The following is a 16,637-nucleotide window of genomic DNA, read 5'->3' on the forward strand; positions in this document are numbered from 1 at the left end:
AGCACGCCGAACCAGCCCACGTACAGGCGGTTCTCGGTGCTGGTCACCCACTGGCAGAACCGCTCCCACATCGTGGCGCTTTCGCGCCGCTGTAAGGTGGTTGTCATGGTATTGAGTGCTTGTAGATTACAAGAGTTATGAATTAGGTTGATTGCTCAACCTGAAACGATAGTAAATGATTTATTTCTTTTTGTAAAGCTTCTCAGATCATTCGCAGCAGCTTGCGAGCAATTTTCTACTTTTCAAAGCGCTCAAACTCAAGCTGAGCGACGGCTTCAGGAATGTTGAGCGCCAAAAATCGATCGATCGCCAGGTACATCCAGCTTATGAATACTTGTGGATCCTGACTGGTTTTCTGAAAACCAAGCGCGATCGCCAGCTTTTCGTAGGCGGGGTGGATGATCAGCGTTTGCAAATCGCAAAGGTTGGGAAAATCAAGCTGCATCCGCTGAATCGTCGTTTGTGCGTCTTGTAGAAACTGGCAGAGGGTAGATGGTTGCAGGTAGGTCGCATCGATCATCCAGCTCCGAACAAAGATGGTGGTGCAGGTGGAATCGCCCGCTGCGGCCATTTTGATTGGGTCTTCGATCGCGCTGGAACTCAGGTGTAGACTTTTGCGGGGCGGCAGGAAGAAATTTTCCTCGGATTCTGCGGCTGTGGGATAGAAGGCGTAGAAGCCGATCGGATTGCCGTTGTCTTGGCGTCGCAACACACGCAGCCCGATTGCATACTGGGCTGACCACTGCCGCAGCAGCTTGGCGATTTTGTGCGGAACAACCGTTGTTTTGCAGCGCCAGTTGTAATTTTGAGCGAGGAATGTGGCGACGGGAATCGTGTCCGTGCGGGCGTTGAACTGGTCAGGCGCAAGGGAAATTGTAACGGCAGGAGCAGGCAGCATCAGCAGTTCGGGCGGCGGATTGATTTGGATGCAGATAGTGTTGCCGTCGAACTGCTTGTCGATCAGGCCGAGCGCGGCAAGTTTGTCGAGCATCAAGCCAGCAGCGCGATCGCTGCCTCGGTCTTGATTGCCGTAGAACAATTCGGCGGCTTCTCGGTGCGTGCAGGAAATTAGGCCAGCGGGAACTTCCAGCTTTGCCAGTGGGGACGAATGCGACTTTTGTTTAGCAAGCAGGTAGAGCCACAGGCTCAAGAAGCATTCAGCGCGGCGGCGGGTCATGCCGACTCGTCCCAGCAGCGTGTTGATGTAGGCTTGCTGCTGCTGCAACGACAACCACTGGTGAATACACTCAATATCCATGATTGCTGCTGAAAAAGTTGAGGTAAAACTGGGCAGTTTTACCGAGGTGTGTCGAAAACTTCAGCAGCGATCGCGGCGATTGCGGAATTTGTACGGAGCAAAACTTCACCCTGCTTCAGAGTGCTACAGTCCGCTGGAGTTTATGCCTTGGCACTTCATCACCCTGGCTTGAACAATGGCAACAAGCGATCGAAAAAGTTGATGTTCAAAGCGATCGCAGGGTGTTGCGCTAGGAGAAACCAGGACGATGTCTACCCCGGATACAGTGCAAGTGGAGACCGTGCAAGCGGTGATAGAAGGCTTTGTGGATGGAATTTTGATTCTAACTGAGTATGGGGGTTGGGTGCAGGCCAACACGACAGCACAGCAGCTTTGTCGTCAGCTTGTGCCCCAGACCGCAACCAGTCCGAATAAACCGATCGTTCCGAAAGTCATTTGGGAAGTTTGTGCAGCGCTAATCGACAGTCGATCGACGTTTCGCGAGCATCAGTTCATCTTAGAGTCGGAAATTGTTACGCCTGCCCAGGTGAAGCTGCGAGTAAGAGCGCAGTGGCTCTCGATCGACACGCCTTATTTGCTCGTTGTCTTGGAAGACTGTCAGCAGTCCTCTAAAAACTTTAGAGATTGGAGCGCAAGGAAATACGGGCTGACCGATCGACAAGCGGAAGTTTGGGCACTGCGGCGGCGGGGTTGCTCGTATGCAGAAATTGGCCGACAGCTTTACATTACGCAAAATACGGTAAAAAAGCACCTGAAAGATATCTACGCCAAGATTCGGGAAGTTGAAGATTGGCAAGATTCAGCTTAGGCACAAGTGTCGCGATCGATCCTAGTGATCGATCGCGCTTGGAGTTGCCTATCGCAGACGGCGCGTGTAGGTGATCATCACCTGATCCGGGTTGTTTGGCACGGGCTGCGGCAAAGTCCATTCGGTGCTTTCAGAAAAGCGACACAGATAGAACTCGCGCACAATTTGATCGACACCCGGACGCGAACCATACACGACGATCTGCACCATTTCCGGTTGCGATCGCTTCGCATCCTCTGGTCGTCCCGACTCAACGCGAGGCTTAACGGGCTTTGGCATGGAATTTCTCCTTGTGTTGGATATGAAATTCCCAAACGCTCAGCAGCCCATTGACTGTGCCAGTTGTGGCAAGTGCAAATCGGGCGGCTGAGCGGAATGTTAAAATCCGTCATTAGCCTCCTGACTGCCTGTATCAGTTGTGGGGGTTAGCCGCTCGGATGCTCGTCACAGCTTCCGGTGCGGCGCTGAGTTTTTGGGACAACGCCACCGACGGGCAACGTTAATCGAAGATAGTAGGCGATCGACCTTCAACAGTCAAGCATTTTCACGCAAACGTGAATTTGAATCTTGATTGCATTGAGCGAATCAATGTTTTCGATCGAAAAGAAAATCTAAACAAAGCAAACAGATTTACGCGAGACCTTTACGATGAAAGGCTAGTTGAAAAAGCTGGGCATCTCTGTTTTGCTGCTTCAGCTTAAAAACCGCTGGGATGCGAAATTGAGCCGCGAAGATTGAAGGATAGCAATGAAACTGTGGATTGACGGAAAACCAATGTCGCCGCAAGCAGGGCAGTCGCGATCGCTCATCGATCCTGCAACAGGCGAAGCGTGGGCAGAAGTGGCAATGGGCGATGCTGCCGACATCGATCGCGCCGTCCAATCTGCCGATCGCGCTCGTGCCAATTGGCGATCGGTCAATAGCCGCGATCGAACCCAAATGCTCAGTAGTCTCGCCGCTCTGATTCGTGAGAATTTAGAACCGCTTGCCCAACTGGAAAGCCGCAACGTCGGCAAACCGATCCGCGATGCCAGAGATGAAGTGAATCTCGCTGCCGACTGCTTTGAGTATTACGCCGGAGCGATCAACAAAATTGGCGGACAGACAATTCCCGTTGCTGCTGCGGGAACCTGCCTGACCTTTCGCGAACCGATCGGCGTCTGCGGCCTGATCGCCCCCTGGAATTTTCCGATCGCGATCACCGCCTGGAAAGTCGCGCCCGCCCTCGCAATGGGCAATACGATCGTCCTCAAACCCGCCACCCAAACGCCGCTCACTGCTCTTAGACTGGCGGAACTGGCGATCGAAGCAGGCATTCCCGCAGGCGTGTTCAACGTCGTGCCGGGAGCGGGCGATCGCGCCGGAGATGCGCTGGTTCGGCATCCGCTCGTTCGCAAACTTTCCTTTACTGGCTCCACTGAAATCGGCGCGGCAGTCATGAAGCTCGCTGCCGACGATATCAAGCGCATCACCCTGGAACTCGGCGGCAAATCGGCCAATCTGATTTTCGCGGATGCCGATCTCGACAAAGCCGTCCCGAAGTCGATGTGGAGCGTGCTGGGCAATGCCGGACAAGACTGCTGCGCTCGATCGCGCATTCTGGTTGAGCGATCGATCTATCCAACCTTCCTCGAACAGCTTACGGCTCAGTTTCGATCGCTCAAACTCGGCCATCCGCTTGATGAGTCAACCGAAATCGGTGCTTTAGTTTCAACGAAGCATCGCGATCGCGTCCAAGAGTATGTTTCGATCGGAAAGTCAGAAGGTGCAAAGCTTCTCTGTGGCGGCGATCGTCCGGGCGGCGAACTGGTGGGGGCGTATCTTCAGCCCGCGATTTTTGCCGATGTGCAGCCGGATATGCGAATTTTTCAGGAAGAAATTTTTGGGCCTGTGGTTTGCGTGATGCCGTTTGATTCCGAGGCGGAAGCGGTGGCGATCGCCAACAACAGCTTATACGGACTGTCGGGATCAATCTGGACAAAAGATATCAGTCGAGCGTTGCGGGTGGCAAAGGCGATCGAAACTGGAGTCCTGTCAATCAACACAGGCCACAGCGTCCACCTGGAAGCACCGTTTGGCGGCGTCAAGCGCAGCGGCTTCGGTCGCGAACTGGGACTGAATGCGCTGGACAACTACAGCGAAATCAAAAGCGTTTTTATCGCTGATTAACATCGCAAAAGTAACTTCTAAGCAGATGAACGCCATTCAGTGTGAAATGCTCGAATTGCCCTCACCCCTCACCCCTCTCCCTAGGGGAGAGGGGGACAACAGCCGGATCGGTTCCCCTTCTCCCCTAGGGAGAAGGGGCTAGGGGATGAGGGCAAAATCCACGCATCTGACAAACCTATTCTGTTGAGCGACTTATGGCTGCAAAAATCCGGGGACTGCTGAGCGTGGACGAACTCAAGCAGCAAGTGGAATCAGAAGCGATCGAAACTGTCCTCACCGTCTTTCCCGACATCTACGGACGGCTGATCGGCAAGCGGATCACGGGCGAATACTTCGTGCATGACGTTCTTGACCATGCCGTCCACGCCTGCGACTACCTGCTAGCCTGCGACATGGAAATGGACCCGGTTCCGGGCTATGCCTTCACCAGTTGGGCGACGGGCTACGGCGACTTTCGCATGGTTCCCGATCTATCGACTTTACGATCGGCTTCCTGGCTGGACAAAACGGCGATCGTCCTCTGTGACATCTTGAACGAAGAAGAAGACATCCCCGTTGAAATCGCCCCCCGCAATTTGCTCAAACAGCAAGTGGAAGCCGCGAAGCAACTGGGCTACACGGCAATGGGCGCATCGGAATTAGAACTCTATCTGTTTGCCGATTCCTACGAAGCCGCTCGCCGCAAGGGATATCAGGACTTGGAGCCGATCGGCTCCTACATCGAGGACTATCACATCTTTCAGGGCACAAAAGAAGAATTTGTGATCGGCGCGATTCGCAAGCACCTTGATCGATCGGGCATTCCGGTCGAATTCTCGAAGGGCGAATGGGGACCAGGGCAGCAGGAAATCAACTTGCGCTACGCGGATTTTTTAGAGATGTGCGATCGCCACGTCCTCTACAAGCATCTCGCCAAAGAGATCGCGTGGCAAAACGATGTCGCCCTCACCTTCATGGCAAAGTGGGATGAGCGCTACGCCGGATCGAGTATGCACCTGCACGCTAGCCTGTGGGACGAATCGGGCAATCCGCTCTTTCCCGGATCAGAACCTTTTGGTCCCGTTCACAGTTCCCCCTTATTCCGCTGGTTCTTAGGCGGCTGGATGCAGCACATTCGCGAGATTTTCGCCTTCTACGCGCCCTATCCGAGTTCCTACAAGCGCTACGTCGCCGGATCGTTCGCGCCGACCGGAATCGCGTGGTCATACGACAATCGCACGGCAGGCTTTCGCGTCTTGGGACATGGAGCCGGACTGCGGCTAGAGTGTCGTGCGCCCGGAGCCGATGCCAATCCGTATCTTGCCTTCGCGATGACTTTAGCAGCGGGACTCGACGGCATCCGCAACCAGATCGAACCGCCACCGATGTTTGAAGGAGATGTTTACGCCGCGCAAGATTTGCCGCAAGTGCCGCATAGCTTGAACGAGTCGATCGCCACCCTCGAAGAAAGTGACTGGGCGCGATCGACGTTTGGCGATCGCGTCATCGATCACTACCTGCACTTCTTCCGCACCGAACAGCGCAAGTTCGATGAAGTCGTGACAAGCTGGGAACGCGCCCGCTATTTCGAGAGGGCTTAAGCGATGCGTCGTCCGGTCATCGGCATCACCACCTACAGCCGCAGCGAGGCGAATGATTTCTCGCTTCCTGCCGCCTATGTCGATGTGATTCAGGCGGCAGGCGGCACAGCCGTTCTACTTCCACCCCAGCCCAATCCAGAACCACTGCTAGAGGTTCTGGACGGATTGATTTTTGCAGGCGGCGGCGACATCGATCCGGCTCGCTACGGTAACGATCAGCATCACGAAACGGTTTACCTGGTAGACGCCGATCGCGATGAATTCGAGCTAGAGCTAGCAAATCTGATTCTAAAATCGCAACTTCCCACGCTCGGAATCTGCCGAGGAATGCAAATTCTCACGGTTGCCAGCGGCGGCGATCTCATCGTTCATGTCCCCGATGCGTATGGCGATCGCATCTTGCACCGACTCGATCATCCCCGTCGCCCAACGCCCCATGCAGTTCAAGCGAGTCCGAATAGTCGATTGTCGAATTTGCTGGAGGCGATCGAGTTTGAAATCGTCTCCTGGCATCATCAGGCGATTAAAACCGTTCCGCCCAATTGGAAGCCAGCAGCACGAGCGGCAGACGGACTTGTGGAAGCGATCGAACATCAGCAGCATCCTTGGCTGATCGCCGTGCAGTGGCATCCGGAACTGTCGCCGGACGATCCGATTCAGCAAAAGTTGTTTCGATCGTTTGTGGCCACTTGCCGTTCATCGTTGTGAGGAGAAATGTATGCGCTTAAAAGACAAGGTTGCGTTAATTACAGGAGCAGGCAGCGGCATCGGGCGCGAAACGGCTTTGCTGTTTGCCCAAGAAGGCGCTCAGGTTGTGGCTTGTGATTTGAATGAGACAAGCGGAAAAGCGGTTGTCGAGGCGATCGAGCAGTCCGGCGGACAAGCCGCATTCGTGAAGGCAGATGTCTCAAAAACCGCAGACATAAAGGGCGCGATCGACTTTGCCGAAGCGACCTACGGCAAGCTGAACGTTCTATTCAACAACGCCGGAATTTTTCACGCCAACGATGGCTCGGTTCTGGAAACCGAAGAAGACATTTGGGAACTGACCATTAACGTCAACCTGAAGAGCGTGTTTTTGGGCTGCAAATATGGAATTCCGGCTTTGTTGCGATCGGGTGGCGGCTCAATTATCAACACGGCTTCATTTGTTGCGATCGTGGGAGCTGCGACGCCGCAGATTGCCTACACTGCCAGCAAAGGCGGCGTTTTGGCAATGACACGCGAGATTGCCGTTGAGTTTGCTCGCCAGAATATTCGTGCCAATGCGCTTTGTCCTGGCCCGGTTCAAACGCCGCTGCTAGACGAACTGCTGGCCGACCCTGCCCGCCGTCAGCGTCGGCTGGTTCACATTCCGCCGGGTCGGTTTGCCCAAGCGCCAGAAATTGCCAACGCTGCCTTATTTCTCGCCAGCGATGAATCGTCGTTTGTCAACGGCTCAACATTTTTGGTCGATGGCGGCATCACCGCAGCCTATGTGACACCGGAATGAAGAAGACCTAGACGGCTCGGCGATCGTACAGATCCGCCACCGCTTCCGCGTATCCGTTGTAGAGCAGCGTCGGTCGCTTTTCCCAGGAAAATTCATCTTGTGCGCTGATTAGCCGTTCGTGCGCTTGCGACCAGCGCGGATGCGGCACATCGGGTTCAACGTTCGCCTCAAACTTGTATTCGCCCGGACTGATCGTGTTCCAGTAAGTTTCCGGCTGCTTGTCGGTAAATTCGATGCGGACGATCGATTTTGCGCCCTTAAAGCCGTACTTCCAGGGCAAAACCATTCGCAGCGGTGCGCCGTGCTGTTTGGGCAGCGTGTGGCCGTAGATGCCGATCGCAAAAAACGCGAGATCGTTCGCCATCTCTTCGATCCGCAGCCCTTCTGTGTACGGCCAAGGCAGATAGGCTGAGGGTGGAAAGGAAGGTCCCTGCGTCACTTTTGGGTTGTAGTAAGACGTAAAGCGCACAAACTTGGCGCTGCTGGTCGGCTCAACGGCGTCGATCAGCGCTTTCATCGGGAAACCCAGCCAGGGCACAACCATTGCCCACGCTTCCACACAGCGAAAGCGATAAATCCGCTCTTCTAAGGGAAACTGCTGCAAATCATCTAGGTCAAAGGTGCGCGGCTTTGCCACCAAGCCGCCGACCTCAACTTGCCAAGGATCGATCGACAACGCCTGCGCTTTGCGCCAAATATGCTTGTTGGAGCCGTATTCGTAGAAGTTGTTGTAGGTGGCGGCGACCAGTTCACTCGTGAGGGGACGATCGATCAAAACGCCTTCGCCATCGAGATTAAAGCGGGGATTGCGATTTGCCGTCAGTGGGCGGACTCCGGCGATCGGGTCACTGTCGCTTGCGGTCGGACGCTGACAGCCCATCAGCGAGGCGGCGATCCCGGTGGCGATCGCGCCTTTCAAGAAGCGACGCCGATTCAGAAATGCGGCTTCTGGGGTGACAGCGGCTTCAGAGAGATGCCAGGAGTTGCGAACGCGAATCAGAACCATGTTTGAACTACTGCCACTTCAAGATCAGCCAAAGAAAAGCGGGGTCAAACTGCCCCGCCCTTCTTCATTATTTACCGAAACAGCCGTATTTACCGAAACCGACGCTTGCGCCGCGCCATGATTGCTTTGCGCTTGCGCTTTTCCAGCGGTGTTTCAAAATGGCGATGGCTCTTGACATCAGCCAAGATGCCCGCTTTTGAAACTTGCCGCTTGAAGCGACGCAGTGCCGACTCGATGCCTTCGTTTTCGCCTAAGACCACTTGGGTCATGCAGTTTTCTCCTTTTGCGTTGAGTGGTGCAATTAAAGTGAATTGTGAGTTTGTATGTCGCGATCGCCCGCCGTTCACGCTCCATGCCTGGATGCAATTGCAGATGAACGCCAACTGGACGGAAAGAATGCTGTCAGCGGGTTGCTGGTCAGCCCAAAGCGAATCACAGCTTGTCCCGCAGCACGATCATCTTAGCTAAACTAACACAAAACCTCGATCGCTGGAGCGATCTTCGCGGCTGGCAAGCAATTCCACCTAAGCCAAAATCCCTGAATAAGCGTTGCGTACTTGGGGCGGAAAGGCCAGCGGCGTGAAAATTTCTCCGGTGGACACGTCGAGTTCCCAGTTGCCGCCCAGCGCCGCATTTCCGGTTGGATGCGAAGACGCGGCAACCTGCGCCCCAGTTAGTGCATGAAGGCGATTGAGCAAGGCAACGGAGACAGCCGCGATCGCCGGATCGATCGCAACGCGACAGCCGTAGATAAGGATTTCGGCATCTGGGGCGAGGGCGCGTCGCCACTGCCATAGAGGTTCGGTGTAGCTGGCGATCGAGTCGATCGTCAAATTTGCGCCGCCAAGCTGCACTCGTCCGGGTTCACCCGGTGAAACAATGTGAATTGCTTCGATGTTGCTGCGGTGCGCCAAGGTGCGCGTGATCTGCTCGACGCCGTCTCGGTGCGGATAGAGCAGCACAACCGGAATTTGCGGATAGACGCCGCGCACGAGAAACAAAAAGTCTTTCACTGCCGTGTCAATGAAAACAAGCTGTTTGGAGACTTTGTTTGACGCGATCGCGTCGAAAGCAGGAGGAGCATCGGCGGCTGCGATCGAAGTCATATGAATTGCCTCAGGTGATAGTAGGATGGCCGATCGAAACGCGAATGAAGCGGCAGGTGCAATTGAGTTGCGACGGAGATGGCATCATCCTAGAAGCTCTGCTGAAAAAGGACTTCTAGAAAACGTCAGATTTACACCATCAACGAAGGTTAGGCAAAACCTATAACTTTCGTTGATGCTGAGGCGGCAAGGTCAACGAAAGTTGTAGATTTCGATCGCTTGACTGGAATCTGAAACCGATGCAGTAGTAATAGAACAGCGAATCGTCTCAAAGCTCCAAAGCATCCATGCGTCTTTTCAAAACCCAGCCCAATCCCTTTCGATTTTTGCTCTACACCGAGTGGATGATGCTGGCAAGCTGCGGCTTGATGGCGGCGATCGAAGCGTGGCAGCAGCGGCGAATTCCGATGCAGCACTTTTGCATTTTGCTGATTTTGGGCGTGATGGGCTTGGGTTTACCCAGCGGCAAGCTTGTCGTTCGCTATTTGTATACGGCGATCGAAATTGGCATTATTTTTTACGGCACAACCTTGGGCTATCTGCACATTCTGCCGACGCTATATTTGATTGTGGTGATTCGGAGCTGCTTTTTGTTTCAGCCGATCGAACGCTGGATTGTGGCAGGCGTTTGTCTGGTGCTGTTTTTGGTGAATCAGGCGCAGTATTTTCAAATCATGAGTGACTTGGTGGTGTCGCAAATGCAGCGCGTTTGGATGCACCAGATCGCGCAGGTGCTCATGTTTGGCTTGAGCTTATTTTTTGTCATTCAGCTTGTCGGCATTTTGCTCAATGAGCGGAAAATGCAGGCGCAACTGACGCTCGCACATCATCAACTGCGGCAATACGCCCTGCAAATTGAAGACTTGGCCGCGCTGCAAGAGCGCAACCGCATTGCCCGCGAGATTCACGACTCGGTCGGTCATGCGCTGACGGCACTCAATATTCAACTGCAAACCACCGCGAAACTGTGGCCGATCGATCCCGACCAAGCTCAAACCTTTTTAGCTCAAGCACAACGGCTGGGAATCACGGCAATGCAGGAGGTGCGCCAGTCGGTGAGCGCCCTGCGGATAGAAGACCGACCGGAAGAACCGCTCGAAGTGGCAATCGCCACCCTCGTTGATGATTTTCGCCACAGTACAGGAATTGCGATCGACACTCACCTCGCAATCAGAGCCGACCTTTCGTCCCAAATCACCAAAACGCTGCATCGACTGGTACAAGAAGCGCTGACCAACATCTGCAAGCACGCGCAGGCAACCAGCGTTCAGCTTGCGATCGAAACAAGCGAAGACAGCGTTCACCTGACGATTTGCGACAACGGTCGAGGCTTTGCGTCCGATCGCACGCCGTCTGGCTATGGTTTGCAGGGAATGCAAGAGCGCGTTTCGGCTTTGGGCGGCAGATTTAATCTCGATAGCGCTTTGGGGGCAGGCTGTCAAATTAACGTGCAGTTGCCGATCGAGGTGCTGCCAACGATGGTGCTTCCGACTTAATGAACCCGTAAAATTTCTCAGATTTTGCTGAGCTAGATAGTATAAGAGGATATCCTGTCGGAGAAACCCCGCATGATTCGTCTTCTGCTGGTGGATGACCAGCAACTGGTCTGTCAGGGTCTCAAAGCGATGCTGGCGCTAGAGCCAGATTTGTCTGTAGTGGGGGTTGCTGAAAATGGCGAGGTGGCAGTCGCGCAGGTTGCCAGCTTGCAGCCAGATGTGGTGTTGATGGACGTGCGAATGCCTGTGATGGACGGTCGCACCGCCACGCGAATTATCTGCAAGCAGTTTCCGCAGGTCAAGGTTCTCATTCTCAGTACGTTTGATGACGATCGCTACATTGCCGATTCGATGCACGCAGGCGCAAGCGGCTATCTGCTCAAGGACATGCCCTCTGAAGAACTCGCGCAGGCAATTCGACTCGTGCATCGTGGCTATACGCAGATGGGGCCAGGGCTGATGGAGAAGCTGGTTGCCCAACTTCCGACTGATCGAGCCGAATCTCCCAAGCGATCGATCGCCATTGCGCTGACGCCCCGCGAGGAAGAAGTGCTGCGGCTGATTGGCATCGGCGCTACGAATCGCGAAATTGCCGAGCGCCTGTTCATCTCTGAAGGCACAGTGAAAACCCACGTCAATCACCTGCTCAATCGCATAGCGCTGCGAAATCGATCGCAACTTGCCATCTACGCCCATTCGGTTTTCTACACTACCCATCAACCGTGACGATCGAGCCAATCCCTGACACCCACTCTGCAAGCAGTGGCACAATGGAAAAAACTCGATCGCCCGCAATGAGCCTCACCCCAATTCTCGATCGCGCCTTGGCTGGAGCCGAAATCACCGAGTCGGAAGGCGTGCTGCTGCTGACCCAAACGGACGCCGACGCGATCGAGCAGATTCGCCAAACTGCCGATCGCCTCCGGCAGCGACAGGCGGGTGAAATCGTCACCTATGTAATCAACCGCAACATCAACTTCACCAACATTTGCGAGCAGCACTGTAGCTTCTGCGCGTTTCGGCGCGATGCTGGGGAGGACGGCGCATACTGGCTGGACGAAGGGGTGATGCTGGAAAAAACGGCGGATGCTGTCCGGCAGGGCGCAACGGAAATTTGTATGCAGGGCGGTTTGAATCCGGAGGCCAAGCTCGACGGGCGATCGCTGCCGTTCTATGTGCGGGTGGTGCGATCGATCAAAGACGCATTTCCCGATTTGCATCTGCACGCCTTTTCGCCGCAGGAAGTACAGTTCATCGCCCGTCAGGACGATATCACCGAAACGGAGGTGATTGCTGCGCTGCAAGCGGCAGGTGTCGGATCGATGCCCGGAACCGCCGCCGAAGTTTTAGACGATTCGGTGCGACGAATTCTTTGTCCAGAGAAAATTAACAGCGCTCAGTGGCTCGAAATCGTGGAAACGGCGCATCGGCTGGGAATGCCAACCACCAGCACGATGCTTTCCGGCCACATCGAAACGCCTGTCCAGCAAATGCGGCATTTGGGACTGCTGCGATCGCTGCAATATCGGTCGATTGAGCGGGGCGATCGCGGCATCACGGAATTTATCCTGCTGCCGTTTGTCGGCCAGGAAGCTCCGAAACCTTTGCGGCGTCGGGTCGGACGCGATCAGCCGATTTTGGCGGATGCGCTGAAGCTGATGGCCGTTGCTCGCATTTTTTTGGGCAATGCGATCGCCAACCATCAGCCAAGCTGGGTGAAGCTCGGCCTGGATGGAGCAACCACCGCGCTCACCTGGGGCTGCAACGACATCGGCGGCACGCTGATGGAGGAACACATCACCTCAATGGCCGGAGCGCAAGGCGGAACCTGCATGGAAGTGGCGGATCTCGTCGGTGCGATCGCATCGATCGATCGACCCGCCCGCCAGCGCGATACGATTTACAATCTCGTTCCTGCAATGGAAATGCAGCCAGTGAGCGATCGATGAGCAACGAACTGATCGGCATTTATGAACAGCTTGTGATGGTTAGCCAGAGGGCACTGGAGAACCATGCTTATGAAGTTGCTTATCATGCCCTGGTTGCGGCGATGCACTGCGCCGATGATTTGCAGGACGAACAACGCCTAGCCTTCATCGAACAAGAAGCAGAACGCCAAAAGAATTTTATTGATGAAACTAGCTCGAATCACCGCTTGTCCTCGCAAGCCGTTCAGCAGCGCGGCGGCGTAAATCTGTATGACTCGCTGATGGCACAAGCCCACATTCACCACAGACAAGCAAAGCTCAAACAGCATCAACAGCGACTCGATCGCTAAACCATTTTTTTGCTACAAAAATTGAGGAGAAACGCCATTCTTTACTTCAACAGTTGACATTCACTCGGTTTTCGCTGCCCTGTCCACCAATGGCGCAGTTTCTGTGCCGCTGCTGACGGAAACGGCACGGCGATCGCTTCTTGGGCAGGCTGAACAGTTTTGCTACGCACCGGAAGTCAAAACAGTTGGCGCAGCCGATCAAATTGTTCGCACCGAATACAGTGCCTTTGAAATCTCGGATCAAGCCTTATTCCTAGAATTTCAATTCGCGTTTCAAGGTTTGCTCGATCGCGAATTTGCCAAGCTCGATCGCTATCCGTTTAACAGCAAACAGGAATTTAATGCGATGGTGCTTCAGCGCTATTTGCCGGGAGAATTAGGAATTACGCCACATCGAGATAGCCTGCGAGCCATTCATCTGATTGCCTTGATCAATTTAGGGGGAACTGCTGAGTTTTATCGCTGCGACGATCGCCAAGGCCGCAATTCCATTCAGCTTGACACCACACCTGGAAACGCGATTCTGATGCGTGCCCCAGGCTTTTTAAACGCCCAAATTCGACCGTTTCACTACCTCACCAACATTCGATCGATCCGCTACAGCTTGGGCTTACGACAGCACATCGATCGAGCTTAGCGGCGATCGCATCCATTTCCCCGAACCCCTGACACCTGCCATAATGCCCGTGTGAGCAGAGTGTGACGCAGTGAAATACTTTTTTCTTTCCGAAGGCTGGAGCATCGGTCGCGTTTGGGAACTGGGCGGCTTGTGGAACGAATTGGCGTGGCGACGCAAGCCGGAAATTGAACGGCTCAACCTGTGCATCCTGGAGCAGGGCGAAAAGCTGTGGCTCTATCGCGTCGAGGAAGCCGTCTTGATGGTAGAAGTCAAACCAGATGCCAGCAGCAGCAACAGCCCGATCGGTCAGGTTGTCCTGAAGCGGCTGATCACTGCCGAACAAGCGATCGAACTGCTCTGCGCTGCCGAGGACTTCGGCGATCGCCTCTAGCATTCTCTAATAGCCAACACCCCTCAAGGCGTATCCGCCAGATTCGCGTCGGGGAAGTTGCTCACGGCGCGGCGCAGATCGGCTAGCGATCGGTTATAGCCCAGCACGGCCTGCAAGCGGTTGACTTCCGCCTGCGTTAGTTGCGTTTGCGCCCGCAGCACGTCGGACTGAATGCCAACACCCGCCTGAAAGCGAAGTCGAGCCAGCCGCAGCGACTCGGTTGCCTGCGTTAGAGCCAGTGAAGCGGTTTGAATGTTGGCAAAACTTGCCTGCAAATTCAGGTAGGCTTGCTCGACTTCAAAGCGGACGTTATCGCGGGTATTGGCAAACTGCACTTCGGCGGAAGCAATGTTGGCTTCTTCTTGGTCGGCATTGGCGCGGGCGGCTCCACCGTCAAACAACCGCATGTTGAACTGTGCCCCAAAGCTAAAGTTGTCGTTGAAGCCTTCGCCCTGAGTCAGGTTGTTGTCCAGGTTATAGGCGGCAAACAGTCCAACCTGTGGCCCGGTTGCCGAGAGCGCAACGCGCCGCTGCTGCTGGCCGATCTCGCGCTGCACAAGCTGCTGCTCTAGTTCTGCTCGATTCCGAAAGGCCAAGACGATCGAATCTTCCAGGCTCAAATCCCACAGATCTGCGACCACGATCGGGTCAGCGGCAGAAATATCAATCAGCGGCGGCAGATTGAGGCGGGCGGCAAGCTGGCGGCGAGCAACGCGCTGATCGCTCAGTCGCTGCGTCAAATCTTGCTGCGCGTTTGCCAAATCCACTTGTGCTTGCAGCACGTCAAAGCGCGTGCCAATTCCGGCTTGTTCTTGCGCTTGAGCATCGCGCACGCTCTGTTCGTTTTGTGCCACTGATGCCTGGGCAATCCGCACGAGTTCATCTGCTTCTTGTACGCCGTAATAGTCACGGGTGACGTTTTGGCGCAGTTCTTCTGCCGTCACTTCAAGCTGCAATTCTTGAAAACGCACGGTTCGCTCGGCGGCGCGAATTTGACCCGATCGCCGCCCCGCCGTAAACAGTTCATACTCCACCTGCAAGTTAGCACTTAGCGCAGTCTCCAGCCGCTCATTCGTTTCAAGCTGAGCCGCACCCGGAACTTGCTGTTGCTGCTGTTGTTGCTGTTGCTCCACCTGACGAGACAACGGAACTGGAGTTGGCGTCGGTGAAGGGGTCACACCTGGAGTGGGAGAGGGCGTCACGCCTGGCGTGGGAGAGGGCGTCGGTGAAGGAGTCGGCGTCGGCGTCGGAGAGGGCGTCACGCCTGGCGTGGGAGAGGGCGTCACGCCTGGCGTGGGAGAGGGTGAGGGCGTGGGAATGATAATTGGTGTGCCGCCTGTGCCGCCCGTCTGCGTGGTGCGGGTGACTTGCTGAGACGTTAAATTTGCGCCAACCGAGACGGTCGGGAGATTGGCGGCTTCGGCCTGACGCAGTTGAGCACGAGCGCCTTCGACGGCAAACTGAGCCGCTTGCAGTTCACGGCTATTGCGCTGGGCAAGCTCGATCGCCTGCTCTAGAGTAATGGGCTGTGTGCCAATCAGCGTCACCTCGTCCGCCTGAGTGGGAAACTGAAGCGGATTTGGGTTGTTAAACAGATATTCAGGAGCAGCCACACCCGGAGCCGAGCTAGGCGGCAGCGTTGAGGGAATGCCAGTCGGATTAGGAGCAGGTAGCGGCGTTGGGCTGTCGGCGGGCGCAGGCGTTGCACTGTCGGCAGGTGTAGGCAGCGGCTCGTCCACCGGAGGCACGGTTTGCGCGATCGCTTCGTCTGCGGTTGGTTCGCCTTCAGGCAAATTTGCTGCATCTTCACCAGCGGCGATCGCTGCGTCCGCCGCCGTCTCATCCGCCGTCTCATCTGCGGGCGAAGCTGCGTCTGCGAGCGAGATTGAGCCTGCCGCTTCATTCGCCGCAGGCTCAATCTCGCTTGATGCCTCGCTTGCCACAGCTTCAGATTCGCCTGCCGCTTCATTCGCTTCCGTTTCGCGATCGTCCGCTTCAGGTTCAATCGCTGCTTGCGGTTCGGCTTCGGGCGCTTCTGCTGCTTCAGTTTCAGGCTCAGCCTCAAAACTGTTTGACGCTGCTTGCTCCGGTTCGCCAGGGTCTGCCACCTCGATCGAGACGGCTGAATCGATCGATTCGGGCTGCATAGCTTGAACTTCCACTACCGTCACGGCGAGCGCTTGCGCCTCTGGCAGCGGCTTACTATCTAATGAAACCTTAGCTGCATCTTCAACCGCCGCATTGTCGCGATCGTGGCTGAGTGAATTGATTTCTGGGTCGGTTTGAGCGGTTGCTTTGAAGGGGCTAAGCACGACCACCGCACTCAAACCGATCGCAATGACAGCGTAGGAGGGTTGCATAGATGTTTTGGCAGTCTGGAACAATTGCAGGCAAAAACAGCCTTCAGAATACTCGAATTCTGGTCGATTGGCTC

The 16,637-nt window shown here is 55.2% G+C and carries 19 protein-coding genes and 1 pseudogene; 13 read left to right on the forward strand and 7 right to left on the reverse strand.

The window, feature by feature from the left end:
• Together H6F67_RS03410 and H6F67_RS03415 are read right to left on the reverse strand one after the other, a co-directional pair.
• Positions 1-107, reverse strand: a pseudogene (locus H6F67_RS03410) (photosystem II q(b) protein); the annotation flags it as partial.
• A 128-nt stretch (positions 108-235) separates the two neighbouring features.
• A complete protein-coding gene (locus tag H6F67_RS03415; protein ID WP_190763339.1) occupies positions 236-1,258 on the reverse strand; it encodes a hypothetical protein in 1,023 nt (340 codons plus the stop codon).
• Here H6F67_RS03415 and H6F67_RS03420 point away from each other — a divergent pair.
• Together H6F67_RS03420 and H6F67_RS03425 are read left to right on the forward strand one after the other, a co-directional pair.
• Entirely contained in the window at positions 1,257-1,430 is a 174-nt protein-coding gene (locus H6F67_RS03420; RefSeq protein ID WP_190763341.1) for a hypothetical protein, read from the forward strand. The genes H6F67_RS03415 and H6F67_RS03420 overlap by 2 nt on opposite strands.
• 75 nt (positions 1,431-1,505) lie before the next feature.
• Positions 1,506-2,066, forward strand: a complete 561-nt coding sequence (locus H6F67_RS03425) for a helix-turn-helix transcriptional regulator (RefSeq protein ID WP_190763343.1) — start codon at positions 1,506-1,508, stop codon at positions 2,064-2,066.
• A 48-nt stretch (positions 2,067-2,114) separates the two neighbouring features.
• On the opposite strand, the gene H6F67_RS03430 is transcribed toward H6F67_RS03425, so the two are convergent.
• Positions 2,115-2,345 (reverse strand): hypothetical protein, encoded by a 231-nt coding sequence (locus tag H6F67_RS03430; protein WP_190763345.1) that lies wholly within the window; start codon positions 2,343-2,345, stop codon positions 2,115-2,117.
• A 468-nt stretch (positions 2,346-2,813) separates the two neighbouring features.
• On the opposite strand from H6F67_RS03430, the gene H6F67_RS03435 reads away from it, so the two are divergent.
• The 4 genes from H6F67_RS03435 to H6F67_RS03450 all read left to right on the forward strand — a co-directional run bounded on the left by H6F67_RS03435 (position 2,814) and on the right by H6F67_RS03450 (position 7,307).
• Complete coding sequence (locus tag H6F67_RS03435; RefSeq protein ID WP_190763347.1) at positions 2,814-4,235, forward strand: aldehyde dehydrogenase; 1,422 nt, start codon at positions 2,814-2,816, stop codon at positions 4,233-4,235.
• Between the two features lie 194 nt (positions 4,236-4,429).
• On the forward strand, positions 4,430-5,815 hold the full coding sequence (locus H6F67_RS03440) for a glutamine synthetase family protein (RefSeq protein ID WP_190763349.1): 1,386 nt from the start codon (positions 4,430-4,432) through the stop codon (positions 5,813-5,815).
• Between the two features lie 3 nt (positions 5,816-5,818).
• Positions 5,819-6,523, forward strand: coding sequence for a gamma-glutamyl-gamma-aminobutyrate hydrolase family protein (locus H6F67_RS03445; RefSeq protein WP_190763351.1), 705 nt, complete (start codon positions 5,819-5,821; stop codon positions 6,521-6,523).
• Positions 6,524-6,533: 10 nt separating this feature from the next.
• Positions 6,534-7,307, forward strand: a complete 774-nt coding sequence (locus H6F67_RS03450) for a glucose 1-dehydrogenase (protein ID WP_190763354.1) — start codon at positions 6,534-6,536, stop codon at positions 7,305-7,307.
• A 7-nt stretch (positions 7,308-7,314) separates the two neighbouring features.
• Here the strand turns inward: H6F67_RS03450 and msrP are convergent, their stop codons facing one another.
• Positions 7,315-8,313, reverse strand: a complete 999-nt coding sequence (msrP, locus tag H6F67_RS03455) for a protein-methionine-sulfoxide reductase catalytic subunit MsrP (RefSeq protein WP_190763356.1) — start codon at positions 8,311-8,313, stop codon at positions 7,315-7,317.
• Positions 8,314-8,402: 89 nt separating this feature from the next.
• Positions 8,403-8,582, reverse strand: a complete 180-nt coding sequence (gene rpsU / locus H6F67_RS03460; protein ID WP_058881784.1) for a 30S ribosomal protein S21 — start codon at positions 8,580-8,582, stop codon at positions 8,403-8,405.
• Here rpsU and H6F67_RS03465 point away from each other — a divergent pair.
• On the forward strand, positions 8,581-8,781 hold the full coding sequence (locus H6F67_RS03465) for a hypothetical protein (RefSeq protein WP_190763358.1): 201 nt from the start codon (positions 8,581-8,583) through the stop codon (positions 8,779-8,781). The genes rpsU and H6F67_RS03465 overlap by 2 nt on opposite strands.
• A 56-nt stretch (positions 8,782-8,837) precedes the next feature.
• On the opposite strand, the gene H6F67_RS03470 is transcribed toward H6F67_RS03465, so the two are convergent.
• The gene (locus H6F67_RS03470) at positions 8,838-9,419 is read right to left on the reverse strand and encodes a DUF4347 domain-containing protein (protein WP_190763360.1); all 582 of its coding nucleotides are present in this window, start codon (positions 9,417-9,419) and stop codon (positions 8,838-8,840) included.
• 287 nt (positions 9,420-9,706) lie between these two features.
• Between H6F67_RS03470 and H6F67_RS03475 the strand changes: the two genes are divergently transcribed.
• From H6F67_RS03475 to H6F67_RS03500, 6 genes are all read left to right on the forward strand, one after another.
• Positions 9,707-10,915 carry a sensor histidine kinase gene (locus H6F67_RS03475; RefSeq protein ID WP_190763362.1) on the forward strand — a complete coding sequence of 403 codons (1,209 nt, stop codon included), beginning with the start codon at positions 9,707-9,709 and terminating at the stop codon, positions 10,913-10,915.
• A gap of 72 nt (positions 10,916-10,987) precedes the next feature.
• A complete protein-coding gene (locus H6F67_RS03480; RefSeq protein WP_190763364.1) occupies positions 10,988-11,641 on the forward strand; it encodes a response regulator transcription factor in 654 nt (217 codons plus the stop codon).
• 44 nt (positions 11,642-11,685) lie between these two features.
• Positions 11,686-12,864 (forward strand): 7,8-didemethyl-8-hydroxy-5-deazariboflavin synthase subunit CofH, encoded by a 1,179-nt coding sequence (gene cofH, locus H6F67_RS03485; protein WP_190763366.1) that lies wholly within the window; start codon positions 11,686-11,688, stop codon positions 12,862-12,864.
• Positions 12,861-13,193: a hypothetical protein gene (locus H6F67_RS03490; RefSeq protein WP_190763368.1), complete on the forward strand. Its 333-nt coding sequence runs from the start codon at positions 12,861-12,863 to the stop codon at positions 13,191-13,193. Before cofH ends, H6F67_RS03490 begins: the two co-directional genes overlap by 4 nt.
• Before the next feature lie 103 nt (positions 13,194-13,296).
• Entirely contained in the window at positions 13,297-13,830 is a 534-nt protein-coding gene (locus H6F67_RS03495; RefSeq protein WP_190763370.1) for a hypothetical protein, read from the forward strand.
• Positions 13,831-13,900: 70 nt separating this feature from the next.
• Positions 13,901-14,203, forward strand: coding sequence for a hypothetical protein (locus H6F67_RS03500; RefSeq protein WP_190763371.1), 303 nt, complete (start codon positions 13,901-13,903; stop codon positions 14,201-14,203).
• A gap of 23 nt (positions 14,204-14,226) precedes the next feature.
• Here the strand turns inward: H6F67_RS03500 and H6F67_RS03505 are convergent, their stop codons facing one another.
• On the reverse strand, positions 14,227-16,563 hold the full coding sequence (locus H6F67_RS03505; protein WP_190763373.1) for a TolC family protein: 2,337 nt from the start codon (positions 16,561-16,563) through the stop codon (positions 14,227-14,229).
• Positions 16,564-16,637: the final 74 nt, after the last annotated feature.

The organism is Microcoleus sp. FACHB-1515 (assembly GCF_014696105.1).
Lineage (GTDB): Bacteria > Cyanobacteriota > Cyanobacteriia > Elainellales > Elainellaceae > JAAUTJ01.

Excerpts from the sequence above, each read along its gene's own strand:
- H6F67_RS03420 (WP_190763341.1), top strand. The coding sequence starts at position 1,257 with ATGATTGCTGCTGAAAAAGTTGAGGTAAAACTGGGCAGTTTTACCGAG.
- H6F67_RS03415 (WP_190763339.1), bottom strand. The coding sequence starts at position 1,258 with ATGGATATTGAGTGTATTCACCAGTGGTTGTCGTTGCAGCAGCAGCAA.
- H6F67_RS03425 (WP_190763343.1), top strand. The coding sequence starts at position 1,506 with ATGTCTACCCCGGATACAGTGCAAGTGGAGACCGTGCAAGCGGTGATA.
- H6F67_RS03430 (WP_190763345.1), bottom strand. The coding sequence starts at position 2,345 with ATGCCAAAGCCCGTTAAGCCTCGCGTTGAGTCGGGACGACCAGAGGAT.
- H6F67_RS03435 (WP_190763347.1), top strand. The coding sequence starts at position 2,814 with ATGAAACTGTGGATTGACGGAAAACCAATGTCGCCGCAAGCAGGGCAG.
- H6F67_RS03440 (WP_190763349.1), top strand. The coding sequence starts at position 4,430 with ATGGCTGCAAAAATCCGGGGACTGCTGAGCGTGGACGAACTCAAGCAG.
- H6F67_RS03445 (WP_190763351.1), top strand. The coding sequence starts at position 5,819 with ATGCGTCGTCCGGTCATCGGCATCACCACCTACAGCCGCAGCGAGGCG.
- H6F67_RS03450 (WP_190763354.1), top strand. The coding sequence starts at position 6,534 with ATGCGCTTAAAAGACAAGGTTGCGTTAATTACAGGAGCAGGCAGCGGC.
- msrP (WP_190763356.1), bottom strand. The coding sequence starts at position 8,313 with ATGGTTCTGATTCGCGTTCGCAACTCCTGGCATCTCTCTGAAGCCGCT.
- H6F67_RS03465 (WP_190763358.1), top strand. The coding sequence starts at position 8,581 with ATGCAGTTTTCTCCTTTTGCGTTGAGTGGTGCAATTAAAGTGAATTGT.
- rpsU (WP_058881784.1), bottom strand. The coding sequence starts at position 8,582 with ATGACCCAAGTGGTCTTAGGCGAAAACGAAGGCATCGAGTCGGCACTG.
- H6F67_RS03470 (WP_190763360.1), bottom strand. The coding sequence starts at position 9,419 with ATGACTTCGATCGCAGCCGCCGATGCTCCTCCTGCTTTCGACGCGATC.
- H6F67_RS03475 (WP_190763362.1), top strand. The coding sequence starts at position 9,707 with ATGCGTCTTTTCAAAACCCAGCCCAATCCCTTTCGATTTTTGCTCTAC.
- H6F67_RS03480 (WP_190763364.1), top strand. The coding sequence starts at position 10,988 with ATGATTCGTCTTCTGCTGGTGGATGACCAGCAACTGGTCTGTCAGGGT.
- cofH (WP_190763366.1), top strand. The coding sequence starts at position 11,686 with ATGGAAAAAACTCGATCGCCCGCAATGAGCCTCACCCCAATTCTCGAT.
- H6F67_RS03490 (WP_190763368.1), top strand. The coding sequence starts at position 12,861 with ATGAGCAACGAACTGATCGGCATTTATGAACAGCTTGTGATGGTTAGC.
- H6F67_RS03505 (WP_190763373.1), bottom strand. The coding sequence starts at position 16,563 with ATGCAACCCTCCTACGCTGTCATTGCGATCGGTTTGAGTGCGGTGGTC.